Below are 15760 nucleotides of genomic sequence, written 5' to 3'. Positions count from 1 at the left end.
TTTCGGGATGACTCAGGGTGTTTGCCCATCAAATCACCGGATGCGCCAGGGCGATCCCGGTGGCGACGAGCGGATAAATAATTGTCATATAGTTGTTATGGGTATCAATATTATCAATTTCCCACTGGAAAACCAGGTTTAACCACACAGAGTTAAAGTGATTGGCGATGGGTTATTCGATTGGTGGAACACAGGGGCTGAGAGCCGGGTAGAAACGCTCCGACGGCCAATAAACCGGCGGAGCGAAAGTTTGAGAGCATGATTTTAACGAGTACGTTTAGCAAATAGTTTTAGCGAATAGTTTTAGGGGTCACGACGCGGCGCGCCCCAACGTAATGGCCTTGCCAGTAATCGTTATCTAACATACTGATGCGAATTTCTTCGCCGGTACGCGGAGACTGGATAAATTTCCCGTTGCCTAAATAAACTCCAACGTGATCGGCGACGCCGCGATTAGCAATATTGAAGAACACCAGATCGCCACTTTCCAGCTCTGCGCGTTTAACCGGCGCGGCATCGCGCAGGTGGTACATTTCATTCGCGGTGCGCGGCATTTTTATTCTGACCACATCTTTGTAGGCATAATAAATGAGTCCGCTACAGTCAAACCCGGTATTCGGCGAAGATCCCCCCCAGCGATAGGGTTTCCCAACTTGTTTCATCAGCTTACTCATCGCCGTCTGTTTGGCGTGCTGATAGCGCTTTTTATGTGCCGGACTGAGTTTTAGTTTGTTATTCGCGAGTAATTCTGCCGCTGCTTTTTTGCTCGTGCTATTTCGATGTCGCCCATAAGCCACTTTCGTTTCTTTACGGGTAACGCTTTTTTTAGCCGTAACGCTTTTCTTTTGGGTTAAGGTTTTCGCGTTGGCGGTTGTTTTGGTTTTGCTTACTTTACCCGTCGTCGATTTAGCCGCGGTTTTAGCCGTAACTTTCTTTTTAATTTGGGTCACTGGCTTAACTTTCTTACTGCTGCTTTTATTATCGACTTTCCGTTTTTTGCGATCGTCAGGGCTAGCCTGACTCACATGGCTTTTTTTCTGGTCGGCAGATACGCGCGCCTGCGGCGAAGCATGTGCCAGATTTAAAAATAGCTGGGTAAACAGCAGCACAAAGAGCGTGAAGAATAAACGCATAATAACGCTACCAACCTTGACCCTGAAATGGATGATGGAAGACTCACAGTATTGCTGAAACTCGCCGTATAAAAAAGCGGAGAGCTATATGATTCTAATAGATTTTGTGAGAAAACGTTAATGGCTTGTCAATTGCCGCCTTTTTATGCAGCTAATGCGTCATAAATAACCATTTGTCATAGTGTTAGCTTTCATCCTGGAATCGGGGGCTATAAAAGATATTCCTGAATTTGCTGAAGTAAAAATGTTATTCTCAATGAGTATTTATGTAGCGGAGCCTATTCAGATAGGCGCGATGTGATAAAACCCTGCAAAAAATGGCGTTTTATTCGGGGCGCCACAGTCGTTACAATAACCTGAACGCAACAAATAGATTGTTATTACGGCTAAGCGCAATGACGTCAGTGTTAGCCATAATATGGCTTGAGGAAGCAAGAGATGACAACGATTGAAAAAATTCAGCGCCAGGTAGCAGAGAACCCAATCCTGCTGTACATGAAAGGCTCGCCTAAATTGCCTAGCTGCGGTTTTTCCGCTCAGGCCGTACAGGCGCTGTCTGCCTGTGGTGAACGTTTTGCCTATGTGGATATCCTGCAAAACCCGGATATTCGCGCTGAAATGCCAAAATACGCTAACTGGCCAACTTTCCCACAGCTGTGGGTCGACGGTGAGTTAATCGGCGGCTGCGACATTATGATCGAAATGTATCAACGTGGCGAATTGCAGCAATTATTAAAAGAAACCGCTGACAAATACCGTTCACAGGAAGATCAGGCGGCTGAATAAGCGCGCGATTATCTGATAAGTTAGAACGTAAAAAATGGGTGGCCAAGGCCACCCATTTTTATTGCCGCTGATTAGAGAGTTCTATACTGAACAACCGATATTGGTTTGATTACCAGAATGTTGATGAGTGACTCATGGATCAAAATTGATATTTGACGCCTAAAATGACGGCGGTATCGCTATATCCCTGTCCACCTATCTGCTGGCCAACATTCCCCCACAGGCCAAGCTTTTCACTGATGTGACCTTCAACGCCCAATTTCAGCTCGCCAATATTGGCTGTTCCACTCTGTTGTACCGTCATGCTATCCAAGGTCGTACCGAAGCTTTTGGTATTGTGGAGCCAGGTGGCTTCGATAAAAGGTTGGAAAATCCTATTGTTACCTTTATCCAAATCGCTGTAGCCGTTCATAAAGGCTTTCACCCCCAGACGGGTTTGGATGTTCCCCTGACCGACACCGGATATATAGCTGCCGTTTTCCTCTTTGTGTTCATCGGCTTTGACGCCCATCCAGATCATTTGTGCTTTGGGCTGAATAAAGTACGCGGCATTTCTGGCCATGTTTCCCGCGAGCTTGAAGGTATAACCGCTTTCCACTGATGCGGTCAGACCTTTGGATTTGTACCTTTCGGTTGCCAGTTCCTGCCCGCTAATACTGTTGTTAAACCAGCTATATTGGACCCAACTGTCTAAATACAAACCGCTTTTTTCTTCGCTGTTGGCATACCAAGTGCTGTATAAACCGGTGCTATAGCCGTCGATGGAGGAACGAGCGTTATAACCGGAGACTCGGGATTCGGTTTTACTTTTGCTGTTGCCGTAACCAGCCATAATCCCCAACCGGAAATGCCCCCAGGCATTATCACTCCATTGGGCAATATCGCCTCCCAGTTGCACAACATAGCGATTAGTCAGGCTGCTCAGTTGCCCCTGCGATTCGCGGGTGCGTTGGTGTCCGCCTTCATTACGCAGCCACATGCTGGTGGCTCTCCGTTCTCCCGTATGTACGTCTGTGTAGTGTGTTTCGCCTAAACGGTCATTCAGACTCGTTATAAACAGATTATTCGCTGCAGACAGATTGGCGCCGTAGGCTGCGGCTTCCGGGCGTAAGGTCATGACATTCGTATCCACATCAGGATCTGCATCAGACCCGGCGGGAATGCTGGGTATCTCTGACACGGGAGTGGTATTGGGATTGTTTATTTCCGGATCTGTGATAGGTAATGCGTCAATATCATTATCATTTATTTCAGAGACACTTATTTCAGGATCGACAACGTGCGGGGTGTCTGGGCTGCTTGTTTCTGGCTCTTCGTCCGTTAGCTCATTGTCATCGATTAGCTCATCGTCATCGGTGAGTGTGGGAATGGGGGCCAGCGGGGTATCGAGGCTACTTTCTTCAGCTTCGACGTCGTCGACTCCTATCGTATGGTCATCAGTCATGTTGCTACTGAGATACCAATTCGATTGGTTATCCCCCGAACCTCTGTGTAAGTCATATTCATAACTGCCTGCCACAATACGGCTGTTTTTAACAAATACACCGTCAGACATGCCCGCTACAGTAATTAACTCAATGCCATTAAGCGTTTTTGCGCCACTGCCGCCCAGATTGTTCACCTGTACGTACGTATGGCCTGACGTATTACCTTCCACAATAAGCTTATCGCCAAGGGAGCTGTCGCCTGCCAACGTCGCGTTCATGTGCAACAGACCAAAGTGACTGCTGTAGTCACCGGTGACGATTAATGTCGTCCCCCTTTTATCTGAATGGCCGAAATTGACTGTCCCGTTATTATTTAGGGCGATAAGCTTTTGATCAAAACCGCCTAAGTCCAGAGTCGCATTAGAATGGATTGCAAACTGAGAGTTTGGGCTGAGTACATGTTTTTCTGCGGCTTTAACGGTACCTTGCTTGATTATTGTTTCCGAGAAGTAGTGGCTCGGTTGGGTCAGGGTTAATGTGTTGCCGGGACTATTTTGTACCACAGCGCTGGAGCCGCTCCCGCCTAAGCCAAAATCCAGTGTGTAATCATCGCGTTGAAATATCAGTTGCCCGTCATTGCGTAAAACATCCTCTGGGCTTTCGGCTGTAAAGTTTAACGTTCCCTGTTCAAGGATGAGTGTTTTACCCGTAAGCCGGCCACCGGCGCTTACGTTCAGTCTGCCGCGGCCTTTTACCGTGCTGTGAGCGGCTGTACCTCCTTTTGCCACATGCTGATTTCCGCTTTCAATGGTCGTACCGTAGGCTAACCCTTCATTTTGGATAGACTGCGTTCCATCTTGCTCGATCACCGCATATGCGGAAAATCCCGCATCATGGATTGTTTGTGTGCCGCCGTTTATTTTGGTTTTTTTAGCCAGACCTCTGAACCCAATCTCTTGTTCTCCACCGGGATTAATGGTGGTGAAGTCGGCGATTCCATTGCCATACAGGCTCTGGACTCCATCCTTATTTATAGTCGTTCCATATGTTGTACCGTGTTTGCGAACAATTTGTACGCCCCGTTGATTTATTGTCGCGTCTTGGCTTTTACCGCCATTTTCCACTGCTTGCCGATCGCCTGAATCAATAACATCTCCTGTTCTAACAACCTGATCACCGCTAACCAATTCCGCGTATTCGGCCAGAACGGAGGTGCTGCCAGAAACGCCGCAGGTAAGAATAATAAACGCCGATATTTTAGCTAAAGGGGAGTGGGTTATTGCCGTTGTCTCATTGCATGAGAAAATCTGATTTTTAATATGTTTTTTATCCATAGAATTAAATGATCCATTAAATAGATTAACTGTGTCGTATCAGGGAAATAAAAATCACCCGGTAGAGGTGAATTCTATTGGTTAATGTTTCTTCAAGATATTGAGTCACGCTGAGGTAATCGTGTTTTTACTATTCTCGGCGCCAATTGATTATTGTTTTGGTATTGCCAGTATGATTTCCACAGATTTATTCATTGATTAATTATCACTATTTCCCAGCATATATCCTGCTTACGTATGCCTCCTCGTGAAGAAACGTTTATGACCGTAAGACTACGGAGTTCCACAGGTTGTGGTGCATCTGCGCTGTAGTTGTAACCGGCTTGAGTTCACTGTACTGCGCTTTATTGGCGTTGGAGCTGTTTTAGTTGATATCAAGAATGCTATCTGTGTGATGTATTGTATTAACTTATATGAATAACATCCTGCTATCTTAATGAATAATATCCCGCCAAAATTATCACGCTATTATTTTGTTGTCTAGGAGGGATCTTTGTTTGTGATGTTGTGGTGGTGACTTTTAATTCTTTTCTTATTTCCATCATTTTTTGATCTAATTTATGAGTTCTAATTTGATATTTTTTTGTTATTCCATATGTGAGTTTTATTTATTTTAAAGCGATATTTAATAGATTAAATAAAATATTTCTAGTAGCGGATATAAAGTGAGTAGAAAAAATTAAAATTTTTTATGGATACTGAATGTAATAGAGATAATCTATTGAGTCATCTGGACAAGTCATAGCAAACAAAAAAGCGAAGAGAATTTGGCTCGAATTGATTAAAGCGATGAGCGTTTGATATTGAATCAATCCGCGCAAAACTGCCTCGTTTAAAGAGGCAGTTGACGGTTAGTCGGGCGTTCGTCTCGGGGAAGGAGCCGTTGTACTCAAGATTCGTCAGCGATAGCCAGCGGCCAGCCGCCTAAGCGTTTCCAGCGGTTAACCAATTCGCAGAAGAGTTCTGCGGTTTGTTCTGTGTCATATAGTGCGGAATGCGCCTGTGAGCTATCAAAGGGAATTCCCGCAGTCAGGCAGGCTTTAGCCAACACGGTTTGCCCTAATACTAAACCGCTGAGGGCGGCGGTATCAAAGGTGGCAAAAGGGTGGAAAGGGTTGCGTTTCAGTTTGGCACGCTCGGCGGCTTCCATCACAAAGCTATGATCGAAATTGGCATTGTGAGCCACGATGATAGCGCGATTACAGCCATGATCTTTCAGCCCTTTGCGCACGGCTTTAAAAATGGCGTGTAATGCATCATATTCCCGCACGGCGCCGCGCAGCGGATTGGTTGGGTCGATGCCGTTAAACGCCAGCGCTTCAGGCTGCAAATTAGCGCCTTCAAAAGGTTCAACGTGGAAATGCAGAGTTTCATCCCGCTTTAGCCAACCGTCCTGATCCATTTGTAAGGTTACCGCAGCAATTTCTAACAATGCGTCGGTTTTGGCATTAAATCCGGCGGTTTCGACGTCGATTACTACCGGGTAATACCCACGAAAACGGCCACTCAGGGCGTTAACATCACTTTTTTCTGCCATTAGTTTCTTATCTTCATTCGAATATTGCGCGCATTATGTCAAACTTTTCCGCGCGATGCAGGAGGAATCATCAGAAGAGGGGGAGACGCCAAGGTTGAAGCCGGATCGCGATCAAAACCTGCTCTAAAATCAGGGAAGTAAAGGCGTTAGCTGCAAGTATGAACGTGCGAGCGGGAACTCTCATCAGATTTAACGCCAGTGACCTTCTATTTCCTATTCGCGGCTATTGCACGTCAACGGCCCGAAATTGCTTTCGGGCGCTTTTAGCACGGGGCAGCTCGATTAATTGCCTAAACCCTGACCGGCGCTTTTATTTTCGGTCAGCTCGATTTTATAGCCATCGGGATCTTCAACGAAGGCTATAACGGTGTTGCCGCCTTTTACCGGGCCGGCTTCACGGGTAACTTTGCCACCGGCCTGACGGATTTGCTCACAGGTGGCCGCTACGTCGTCTACGCCCAGCGCCAAATGACCGAATGCGGTGCCCATTTCGTAGCTGTCTACGCCCCAGTTATAGGTCAGTTCAATGACTGAACCTTGGCTTTCATCGCTGTAGCCAACGAAAGCCAACGAGTATTTATATTCAGTATTTTCACTGGTACGCAGTAAGCGCATCCCTAATACCTTGGTGTAGAAATCGATGGAACGTTGCAAATCACCGACGCGGATCATGGTATGAAGTAAGCGCATAGAAATACCTCTTTTATCAATTAATTAATAATAAGTGATCATGAATCAAACTTAGTCATCAATGATATAGCAATATCTTCCTGCTCACTACCCTGGTGGGGCAGCCGATATTTCTTTTGCCTACGCTGTAATCAGTATTTTTGCGTTCAGGCGATGTTGCTGTCCTGCAGGCGGGTAGTTGACGGAGCTATGATGCCGGAAGGGTGCCAAGGTAAGGGAATGCTCAGCCTTTATCTTTATAAGGACGAAATCCGTGACCACGCATCCCATACGCTTAATCATCGAAACCTGCGATAAGGCGATTTCTAACCGAGATTTTGACGCACTGATGCAGCACTATGCGGAAGATACGGCGCTGGTGGCGAAACCCGGCATGATTGCTAGAGGAACGGACAATATTCGTCGGGCTTTTATTGCTATTTCCGATTGTTTTCAGGATCGGCTGGTGGTTGAGCAGGGTGAAATGCAGGTTATTGCAGGATCGGGCGATACATTGGTGATGATGGAAACGGTGTTGCATTTTCCTGACGGACAGGGAGGATCGGTGACAGCGTCCCGATAAGCGACTTACGTTTTTCGCCATGAACCGGACGGACGTTGGTTATGTACTATCGACAATTCTTATGGCACCGCACTACTTGACGGGGCCTGCACCATTTAAATTATCGGGCTTTACAGGCTTCGCAACCCGGCGCGGATAAGGTATAGTCCGCCCTTTTCGGAAGAACTATGCTGACCAACTCATCCATTCGTCTTAACAAATACATTAGCGAGAGCGGCATCTGTTCTCGTCGCGACGCCGATCGTTACGTCGAACAGGGAAATGTTTTTATTAACGGCAAGAGAGCCTCAGTTGGCGATCAGGTTTATGTCGGGGATGTGGTGAAAGTTAACGGTCAGCTGATTGAGCCGCGTAATGAAGATGATTTGGTACTGATCGCACTCAACAAACCGGTTGGCATTATTTGTACTACGGAAGACGGCGAGCACGACAATATTGTTGATTTTGTGAATCACAGCAAACGTGTTTTCCCTATCGGTCGGCTGGATAAAGATTCCCAAGGGTTGATTTTCCTGACGAATCACGGCGATTTGGTCAATAAAATCCTGCGGGCGGGGAACGATCACGAAAAAGAATACGTAGTGACCGTTAACAAACCGGTGACTGACGAATTTATTCTTGGTTTAGCTGCCGGCGTGCCGATGTTGGGAACGGTAACCAAAAAGTGCAAAGTGAAAAAAGAAGCGCCTTTTGTGTTCCGTATTACGCTGGTGCAGGGGCTTAACCGCCAGATTCGCCGTATGTGTAAGCATTTTGGCTATGAAGTCACCAAACTTGAGCGTACTCGCATCATGAACGTCAATCTGAAAGGGTTGCCGCAGGGCGAGTGGCGAGATTTGACCGACGATGAGTTGATTGAATTATTCAAGCTGATTGAAAATTCCTCCTCTGACGAGAAACCGGCAAAAAAAGCGCAGGCCAAGCCTGCTGCCGCGAAAAAACCGAGCGTTAACCGCCCGAAAAGCGTCGAAAAACCCGCGGATAACACCGCTTCCCGCAAGCGTTTTGCCCAGCCCGGTCGCAAGAAGAAAGGGCGCTAAGCGCCCCATCAGACGGTCAGCGTCGTCTTTGCCCATGACTTCCCCAGCAGCTGACTCCACGGGTCGGGAAAGGGATGGGCATACCGTCATGCAGGGCGTTTAATTGTTACGACGGTGATTCATCCACTCTGCAATCTGGCTGGGGATACCTCCGTCGCGACTCTGAATACTCTTTGAACCAAACACCAATACTATGTGTTGCGACAGAGCTTCTTCCATGGGCTGTTGCGCGATACTCGTCACCTGAACGCCACAGATACCCCGATAAGCCCAGTCAGGCGCGGGTTGGTCAAATACCGCACAGCGCTGGCAAATTTCTCTACACTCTAACATTGGGGCGCAGCGTTCGCGGCGTAAATCGATGAGCGTGCTGCTCGAGAGGAAATCGCAAATGGCGGTTAAATACAGCAATGCCGGTAAGAGAAACGCTCACCGGCATTAAGATGTTTAGCTAAATCGCGGCATTATAGGGTTGGATAATCGGTGTAACCTTTAGCGCCGCCGCCATAGAAAGTGTCACCGTCCGGCGTATTCAAGGGCGCTTGCTGCTGCAAACGTTGTACCAGATCCGGGTTGGCAATATAACTGCGGCCAAAGGCAACGGCGTCAATAAAGCCTTTTTCGATCAACGCTTCAGCTTTTTCAGCGCTGTAAGCGCCAGCGCCTACAATAACGCCGTTGAAACGAGCGCGCACGGCGTCGCGGAAGGCGTCTGAATAAGGCTTACCCCCCGCCCAGTCAGGCTCGGAAATGTGCAGGTAGGCAATTTTACGTTTGTTCAGTTCATCGATCAGATACAGCGCTGCTTCTTCCTGATCTTCCCCGTTATCCAGACCATTGAATGGGCCGAGCGGTGAAATGCGGATGCCAATATGCTCCGCGCCCCATTCAGCGGCGGTTGCATCTACCACTTCCAGTGTCAGGCGAGTGCGATTTTCAATGCTGCCGCCGTAGGCATCGGTACGTTGGTTGGACGCCGGAGACATAAATTGATGCAGCAAATAACCGTGAGCAGCGTGGATTTCGATGAAATCGAAGCCAGCTTCGCGAGCATTGGCGGTGGTTTTACGGAAATCATCCACAATACCTGGAATTTCTTCTAAGGCTAGCGCGCGCGGGGTTGAGCAAGGAACGCGCACCCAAGCACCGTTTTCATCCCGCACCGTGGTACGAGAATCCGCAGCGATAGCCGAAGGGGCGACCGGTGCCTGTTGATTCGGTTGCAGGCTACTGTGTGAAATGCGGCCTACGTGCCACAGTTGTACCGCGATATGACCCTTTTTATCATGCACCGCCTGAGTAATCTCTTTCCACGCTTCCATTTGTTCCTGAGTATGCAGACCCGGTGCGCCCGCATAGCCTTTGGCCTGGAAAGACACCTGCGTCGCTTCGGTAATAATCAGGCCGGCGCTGGCACGCTGAGCGTAGTATTCCGCCATTAACGGCGTAGGAACATCACCCGGTTCCATGCTGCGTAAACGGGTCAGCGGTGCCATAAACACGCGATTTGGCAGCGTCACAGCGCCAACTTTTAGCGGAGAGAACAATTTTGCTGTCTTCATGAGAATTCCTGTAATAATAGACCAGTCGTCTAGTGTTTGTGTAAGACACTTACCTCGCAGGCGAGATGAGTGGCTGTTAAATCAGGCTGTCGGTTGTAATAGCAATTCGATACTTTCTAACGCACAGGTCAGTGGGGCGACGGAGCGTTTCACTTTGGCGCGCAGCGAGGCGCCGAGCCATAGGGCATAGAGCGTTTCTGCCGTGGCGGATGCGGATAAAACCACCCGCAGGGATTTCTCCTCAATGCCTTTTTCAATCGCGTCCTGTAAGCGACGGATGACCCGAGCGGTGCCGGTATCCAGTGCGTGGCGCATAGGCTCAGATAAATCGCTCACTTCAGCAGAAAGTTTGACCGCCAGACAGGCGTTGTGGCACTCACTGTTGCAAAAATTGCCAATTCCCTGAGCAAAATAGCCCAGAAGGTGCTGGCGCTGATCCCCCTGCGGATTGGAAAACAGGTTATGCATTTGAGTATCGTAGCGATCAAAATAGCGTTGCAGCATGGCTTCGCCGAAAGCTTCTTTCGACTTAAAGTAATGATAGAACGAACCTTTTGGTACGCCAGCGGTAGTCAGCAGCAGGCTGAGTCCCATCCCGTTAAAGCCCAGACGTAAGCTCAGGTGCTCGCCGGTGGCTAACAGATGTTCGCGGGTATCAGTTTGAGAGTGCAATATCTTGTTCATGACCATTAGCGTAATAGACCGACTGGTCTAGGTCAAGAAAAAAAGATACACCGAGAGCTTTTCGAGGCTGTAAATAAGGTGATTTTAAATAATCACCTTATCATTCATAGGTTTGATAAAAGGTCTTTGTCCCGCTATTCAGATAAAACCGCCGATGGCGAACATCAGCGGTCATCATTTTAAGCGTTAATCTCTTTCCATCAGGCAGGTGAGTGGCAAGAGTGCAGTATATCCAATGAAGGCTGATATTCTTTGGTCTGAATATTCATCATCCCTAAAATGGTATGGAACAGATTATCCTGAGAAACCTCAGCCTGCTGCGCCATTTGGTTTAAACAGTTGCGATTGATGGCGAAATTCTTTTCATAATCCGCTGACATCCACAGCAACATAGGCACGTGCGTTTGTTGGCTTGGGGCAAACAGGTAGGGCGTTCCGTGCAGATACATGCCGTTTTCACCCAAAGATTCCCCGTGATCGGACAGATAAACCATTGCCGTATTAAATGTATCACTGTGTTGCTGCAAAATTTTGATGGTTTTATCCAGCGTCGCATCGGTATACAGCAAGGAATTATCATAGGTATTTACCAGCTCTTGCGGGCTGCAATCCTGAATCTGATTGCTATCGCAGGTTGGCGTGAATTTGCGAAATTCCGGCGTGGTACGGCGATAATAGGCTGGGCCGTGGCTCCCCATTTGATGTAAAACAATTACACTGTCGCCTTTTAACCCATTGATATAATTGTCTAGATTATGCAGCAGTGCGTCATCCATACAAACATCACCTTCGCAGTACTGTGTCAGATTTAACTGCGTCACATCCTGATGAGGAACGCGATCGCAGGCACCTTTACAGCCGCCGTCGTTTTCCCGCCACAGCACATTCACCCCGGCGAGCGCCACAATGTCCAGTAAACCCTCCTGATGGCTGGCGAGGGTCGCATCGTATTCTTTACGGGGCATATTAGAAAACATGCAGGGGACGGACACGGCGGTTTCGGTGCCGCAGGACGCGGTGTTTTTAAAATAAATCACCTGATCCTGCTTCAGACGCGGATTGGTTTCCCGTTCGTAACCGCCGAGGGAGAAGTTCTCTGCGCGCGCAGTTTCGCCGACCACCAGTATCATCAGCGTTTTTTTCTGTTGCGCCAAAATCTGCGGGCCTTTATGCGCGTCTTCACCGATACGAATGAGTGGCAGGTTATTGGTGAAATATTTGTGTTTGGCATACTCAATCACACCGCTAACGTAGTTGGACGGCGTGAGCATTTTAACGATGCTTTTGTTATTGCGAATCAGCGAAGCGTAGTCCTTATAGAATAACGCGGCGATCAGCAGAATAATCATCATGGATAACAGAATATTGGCCGCCCGCAGACCCAGCATGTACCACCAAGGCTTGGTGGACTCAATCCGGGTGAAACAAATGGCGACGGCGGGCAATATGCCCAGCCCCAGCAACCACCAGCCCATGCGTGGCGTGAGCAGGGCGGTTGCCTCTTGCGCATTGGTTTCAAAGGCGTTTTGCATCATATTGCCGTCGATCACCACGCCATAGCTAAACATAAAATAGTTAGCAGCCGCGCTGCCCAGCAGCAGTGTGATAATGATTGGCTTCCGCAGATATGGCACGCACAGCAGGCTGAAAGTAATATTCAACGCGCAGAATATCACCAGCGGAATCGTGGCGGCGAACACATAACTATCTAGGCTGCCGAAGGCGATCAGCGACCAGGCTTTGTGTATAAAAAGAGCATTGAGAAACAGCGTGAAAAATAGCGCGCAGCTTAAGATAAAGGTGATTGCGTTACACTGTAACTTGAATCGTCCATTCATTGCTAATCAGAACCAATTATTCATTAATGATTGGCACGATACAGTAGCAAACTTAAGATAACCTTAGCGTTTGGAAACAAAACGTGACAAAAGCGGAAAGACGTGACACAAGCGGAAAGAAGAAAAGCCCCGCGCACGGCACACCTATGAGGGTAGGTTTGACTGCCATGCGCGAGGCTGATGCAGAACGGGTTCGTCCTTAGTATGCGGCGGTAAACTGCGCTTTAATAAACTGCGGATTTTCGATTTCGTCTAAAATAGCCACCGCTAAATCTTCCACGGAGATGCTGGCTGGCGCCGTGCCGTTCATCAGCAACGAAGTGGTACCCAAACGGAACTGGCCGGTGCGTTTTCCTGGTTCCAGCAAGGCCGCCGGTGACAGGTAGGTCCAATCCAGCGTGTTTTCAGCGCGTAACTTGTTACGTAACGCACGGGCGCCCAAGGCGCCTTGCTTGTAGGCATCCGGGAAGTCTGGCGTATCGACCAACTCCACGCCAGGGGCGACTTCCAGACTGCCCGCGCCGCCGACCACCAACAGGCGTTTCACGCCGGCTTTTTGCTGCGCATCCAGAATTTTCTGGCTTCCCGCCGTGAATTTTTCAAACTGATTTTCTTCGGTCCAACCAGGGTTATAAGCGCTGATAACCGCATCCTGACCGCTCAATTGTTGGGCTAACCAGTCAGTATCAGCAATGTCACCTAATGCGATGGTCAGGTTATCAGTTTTAGGTAAATCTTTAGGCTGACGGGCAATCGCCGTAACCTGATGACCGCGAGCCAGAGCTTCGTCGATGACTTTACGGCCTACAAAACCAGTTGCACCAATAATTGCCAGTTTCATCGTTTAATTCCTCAAGTTGGGTTGACGGGGCTAACTCTAATACTTAACAAACTGGCTGATAAGTGCCATATTTGTGCTTTCTTCTTTAAGTAAAACTTCATAATCATGGATAAACTCAACCGAATGGCGATTTTTGCCACCGTAGTGGCCGAAGGTTCGCTAACCGCAGCGGGGCGACGGTTGGGTATGACCGCATCCGCTATTAGTCAGCATATGCGCTCTTTAGAGAAAGCGCTCGGCGTCCCCTTGTTGCATCGCTCAACCCGCAGGCTGACGTTAACGGAAGCCGGGCAGGTTTTTTATCCCGGCTGCGAAGCCATGTTGCAGCAGGCGAAAGAGGCCGAGCAGCGGTTGGCGGAGCTACGAGATACGCTGGTGGGCGAAATTCGCATTGCCACTACCGTAGGTATCGGTGGTCGCCCGCTGGCGGAAGCGTTGTCCCCTTTGCTAAACGCTCATCCCAAATTAACCCTGCGGATTCTGGCCAATGACGAAGTGGTGGATTTGATCGAACAGCGGGTTGATATCGCTCTGCGAGTCAATCGACAGCTGGCGGACGCCAATATGATTGCCCATCCGTTGGCGGAGTGGCCGATGGTGATTTGCGCTGCACCGCGCTATCTCAGTCAGCACGGTGTGCCAGAAACGCCGCAGGACTTACTGGCGCACCGCTGGATGTCCTCGGTGAATAATCCCTCGGCTATTCATTTAGATTTGCATCACACATCGGGAGAAACGATGGTTTTGCGTCTGAATCACGGGCAGGTTATTAGCGGTAGTATGCCGGTTATCCGCGATTTTACTCGCGAAGGGATGGGGCTTTCCGTGCTGCCTTTGTATGAAATTGGTGATGAGCTGCAACGCGGAGAATTAATCACGCTGCTACCGGAGTGGCAATCAACGCCGCTGCGGTTACATGCGTTGACGCTGGAAAGGGCGATGCCGGAAAAAAATCGTCAGGTGATACGTTATCTGCGGGATTATTTTCAGCGACATCGCGAATCTGTACTTGCCAGCCGCCGTTAAGCCGTCTTCAATGAAAGGGTAATCCGAGGAGGTTGTGTGGCTCAGCAGCTTGAGTTTTTTGATATTCCCAGTCCTTGTCGCGGTATCTGTCAAGCAGATGACCGTGGTTTTTGCCGTGGCTGTTTCCGCAGCCGGGAAGAGCGCTTTGGCTGGATGCAAATGACCGACATGCAAAAACACGACGTTCTGCGCCTGTGTCGTCAACGTTTGTTGCGTCAGCTACGTGCCAACAAAAAACCGGAAGAACCGCTACCGGAACAACCGTCATTATTTTAAATTTCATCTTTTGATACCGATCAACCGCCATTTCCTTGCGTCAGGATGATGATCCTTTCTGTCGCTTGTGTATGCTGAAGGTCATTCAACATATATAGGTGGTCAAAATGCATACACGTAGCCAATTATCGCCGCAAGGCCCTGAATTTTCCCGCATGATTTGCGGTTACTGGCGTTTGATCGAATGGAACATGACGCCCGCCCAGCTACAGGGTTTTATTCAGCAGCATCTGGATATGGGGATTACCACGGTGGATCACGCGGATATCTACGGTGGCTACCAGTGCGAGCAGGCTTTTGGACAAGCGATGCGTTTACAACCATCACTACGAGATAAGATGGAAATCGTCAGCAAATGCGGCATCGCGACGACGGCTAAGCCAGAGCACGCCTTGGGTCACTACAATACCGATGGCGATCATATTATCCGCAGCGCCGAGCAATCATTGACTCATTTACACACGGATTATTTGGATCTGCTGTTGATTCACCGCCCTGATCCACTGATGGAGGCTGACGACGTTGCCGAGGCTTTCACTCAGTTGCACAAAAGCGGCAAAGTGAAGCATTTTGGCGTATCTAACTTCACACCGGCTCAGTTCAGTCTGCTGCAATCTCGCCTGCCTTTCTCGCTAGTGACCAATCAGGTGGAAATATCGCCGTTGCATCAGCCTACCATTCTGGACGGCACGCTGGATATGTGTCAGCAATTGCGTATTAAACCGATGGCTTGGTCATGTTTAGGCGGTGGGCGTTTGTTTAACGATGGGGAGTTCCAGCCATTACGTGATGAATTACAGGCCGTGGCGGAAGAAATCGGTGCGGAGAATATCGAGCAAGTGGTCTATGCCTGGGTGATGCGTTTGCCCTCTGTGCCGCTGCCGATTATTGGTTCAGGCAAGATTGAGCGCGTTGCCGCCGCGTGGAAATCGATATCCCTAACGCTCAGCCGTCAGCAGTGGTTCCGCATTCGCCGCGCCGCTTTGGGTTATGACGTTCCTTGATGATTGATCTCCCCTGACTA

14 protein-coding genes and 1 pseudogene are annotated in these 15760 nt (G+C 48.9%); 6 read left to right on the top strand and 9 right to left on the bottom strand.

What is annotated here, in order from left to right:
- Positions 1-290 precede the first annotated feature (290 nt).
- Entirely contained in the window at positions 291-1133 is an 843-nt protein-coding gene (locus ACQ4OC_RS04135) for a C40 family peptidase (RefSeq protein WP_430970959.1), read from the bottom strand.
- A 438-nt stretch (positions 1134-1571) separates the two neighbouring features.
- Between ACQ4OC_RS04135 and ACQ4OC_RS04130 the strand changes: the two genes are divergently transcribed.
- Entirely contained in the window at positions 1572-1919 is a 348-nt protein-coding gene (locus tag ACQ4OC_RS04130) for a Grx4 family monothiol glutaredoxin (RefSeq protein ID WP_049600144.1), read from the top strand.
- A 139-nt stretch (positions 1920-2058) separates the two neighbouring features.
- Here the strand turns inward: ACQ4OC_RS04130 and ACQ4OC_RS04125 are convergent, their stop codons facing one another.
- The 3 genes from ACQ4OC_RS04125 to gloA form a co-directional block, all read right to left on the bottom strand.
- Positions 2059-4680 carry an autotransporter outer membrane beta-barrel domain-containing protein gene (locus ACQ4OC_RS04125; RefSeq protein WP_430970958.1) on the bottom strand — a complete coding sequence of 874 codons (2622 nt, stop codon included), beginning with the start codon at positions 4678-4680 and terminating at the stop codon, positions 2059-2061.
- A gap of 889 nt (positions 4681-5569) precedes the next feature.
- The gene (gene rnt / locus ACQ4OC_RS04120; protein ID WP_064513959.1) at positions 5570-6217 is read right to left on the bottom strand and encodes a ribonuclease T; all 648 of its coding nucleotides are present in this window, start codon (positions 6215-6217) and stop codon (positions 5570-5572) included.
- A gap of 282 nt (positions 6218-6499) precedes the next feature.
- Positions 6500-6907 carry a lactoylglutathione lyase gene (gloA, locus tag ACQ4OC_RS04115; protein WP_430970957.1) on the bottom strand — a complete coding sequence of 136 codons (408 nt, stop codon included), beginning with the start codon at positions 6905-6907 and terminating at the stop codon, positions 6500-6502.
- 253 nt (positions 6908-7160) lie between these two features.
- On the opposite strand from gloA, the pseudogene ACQ4OC_RS04110 reads away from it, so the two are divergent.
- Positions 7161-7568 (top strand): annotated as a pseudogene (locus ACQ4OC_RS04110) (YybH family protein).
- 68 nt (positions 7569-7636) lie between these two features.
- Positions 7637-8509 (top strand): 23S rRNA pseudouridine(2604) synthase RluF, encoded by an 873-nt coding sequence (rluF, locus tag ACQ4OC_RS04105; RefSeq protein ID WP_120805551.1) that lies wholly within the window; start codon positions 7637-7639, stop codon positions 8507-8509.
- 99 nt (positions 8510-8608) lie between these two features.
- Here the strand turns inward: rluF and ACQ4OC_RS04100 are convergent, their stop codons facing one another.
- The 5 genes from ACQ4OC_RS04100 to ACQ4OC_RS04080 all read right to left on the bottom strand — a co-directional run bounded on the left by ACQ4OC_RS04100 (position 8609) and on the right by ACQ4OC_RS04080 (position 13434).
- Positions 8609-8842 carry a hypothetical protein gene (locus ACQ4OC_RS04100; protein WP_430970956.1) on the bottom strand — a complete coding sequence of 78 codons (234 nt, stop codon included), beginning with the start codon at positions 8840-8842 and terminating at the stop codon, positions 8609-8611.
- 131 nt (positions 8843-8973) lie between these two features.
- Positions 8974-10071: an alkene reductase gene (locus ACQ4OC_RS04095; RefSeq protein ID WP_064513955.1), complete on the bottom strand. Its 1098-nt coding sequence runs from the start codon at positions 10069-10071 to the stop codon at positions 8974-8976.
- 81 nt (positions 10072-10152) lie between these two features.
- Positions 10153-10755, bottom strand: a complete 603-nt coding sequence (locus tag ACQ4OC_RS04090) for a TetR/AcrR family transcriptional regulator (RefSeq protein ID WP_064518278.1) — start codon at positions 10753-10755, stop codon at positions 10153-10155.
- Positions 10756-10955: 200 nt separating this feature from the next.
- Positions 10956-12593, bottom strand: a complete 1638-nt coding sequence (gene eptA / locus ACQ4OC_RS04085; protein WP_430970955.1) for a phosphoethanolamine transferase EptA — start codon at positions 12591-12593, stop codon at positions 10956-10958.
- A 199-nt stretch (positions 12594-12792) separates the two neighbouring features.
- Positions 12793-13434, bottom strand: coding sequence for an NAD(P)-dependent oxidoreductase (locus ACQ4OC_RS04080; RefSeq protein ID WP_064513952.1), 642 nt, complete (start codon positions 13432-13434; stop codon positions 12793-12795).
- Between the two features lie 105 nt (positions 13435-13539).
- On the opposite strand from ACQ4OC_RS04080, the gene ACQ4OC_RS04075 reads away from it, so the two are divergent.
- The 3 genes from ACQ4OC_RS04075 (at position 13540) to ACQ4OC_RS04065 (ending at position 15740) form a co-directional block, all read left to right on the top strand.
- Positions 13540-14460, top strand: a complete 921-nt coding sequence (locus tag ACQ4OC_RS04075; RefSeq protein ID WP_064513950.1) for a LysR substrate-binding domain-containing protein — start codon at positions 13540-13542, stop codon at positions 14458-14460.
- A 36-nt stretch (positions 14461-14496) separates the two neighbouring features.
- Complete coding sequence (locus ACQ4OC_RS04070) at positions 14497-14736, top strand: DUF1289 domain-containing protein (protein WP_049600166.1); 240 nt, start codon at positions 14497-14499, stop codon at positions 14734-14736.
- 107 nt (positions 14737-14843) lie between these two features.
- A complete protein-coding gene (locus ACQ4OC_RS04065; protein WP_064513948.1) occupies positions 14844-15740 on the top strand; it encodes an aldo/keto reductase in 897 nt (298 codons plus the stop codon).
- The last annotated feature ends 20 nt before the right edge of the window (positions 15741-15760 follow it).

The sequence above is a fragment of the Yersinia sp. J1 genome (genome assembly GCF_050586585.1).
GTDB lineage: Bacteria > Pseudomonadota > Gammaproteobacteria > Enterobacterales > Enterobacteriaceae > Yersinia > Yersinia entomophaga.
The sequence above is the reverse complement of the archived record's forward strand: the minus strand, read 5'-3'. Positions and strand labels throughout refer to the sequence as shown.

What these genes read in the sequence shown, in the direction of transcription:
- ACQ4OC_RS04135 (WP_430970959.1), bottom strand. Translation starts at nt 1,133, where the DNA reads ATGCGTTTATTCTTCACGCTCTTTGTGCTGCTGTTTACCCAGCTATTT.
- ACQ4OC_RS04130 (WP_049600144.1), top strand. Translation starts at nt 1,572, where the DNA reads ATGACAACGATTGAAAAAATTCAGCGCCAGGTAGCAGAGAACCCAATC.
- ACQ4OC_RS04125 (WP_430970958.1), bottom strand. Translation starts at nt 4,680, where the DNA reads ATGGATAAAAAACATATTAAAAATCAGATTTTCTCATGCAATGAGACA.
- rnt (WP_064513959.1), bottom strand. Translation starts at nt 6,217, where the DNA reads ATGGCAGAAAAAAGTGATGTTAACGCCCTGAGTGGCCGTTTTCGTGGG.
- gloA (WP_430970957.1), bottom strand. Translation starts at nt 6,907, where the DNA reads ATGCGCTTACTTCATACCATGATCCGCGTCGGTGATTTGCAACGTTCC.
- rluF (WP_120805551.1), top strand. Translation starts at nt 7,637, where the DNA reads ATGCTGACCAACTCATCCATTCGTCTTAACAAATACATTAGCGAGAGC.
- ACQ4OC_RS04100 (WP_430970956.1), bottom strand. Translation starts at nt 8,842, where the DNA reads ATGTTAGAGTGTAGAGAAATTTGCCAGCGCTGTGCGGTATTTGACCAA.
- ACQ4OC_RS04095 (WP_064513955.1), bottom strand. Translation starts at nt 10,071, where the DNA reads ATGAAGACAGCAAAATTGTTCTCTCCGCTAAAAGTTGGCGCTGTGACG.
- ACQ4OC_RS04090 (WP_064518278.1), bottom strand. Translation starts at nt 10,755, where the DNA reads ATGAACAAGATATTGCACTCTCAAACTGATACCCGCGAACATCTGTTA.
- eptA (WP_430970955.1), bottom strand. Translation starts at nt 12,593, where the DNA reads ATGAATGGACGATTCAAGTTACAGTGTAACGCAATCACCTTTATCTTA.
- ACQ4OC_RS04080 (WP_064513952.1), bottom strand. Translation starts at nt 13,434, where the DNA reads ATGAAACTGGCAATTATTGGTGCAACTGGTTTTGTAGGCCGTAAAGTC.
- ACQ4OC_RS04075 (WP_064513950.1), top strand. Translation starts at nt 13,540, where the DNA reads ATGGATAAACTCAACCGAATGGCGATTTTTGCCACCGTAGTGGCCGAA.
- ACQ4OC_RS04065 (WP_064513948.1), top strand. Translation starts at nt 14,844, where the DNA reads ATGCATACACGTAGCCAATTATCGCCGCAAGGCCCTGAATTTTCCCGC.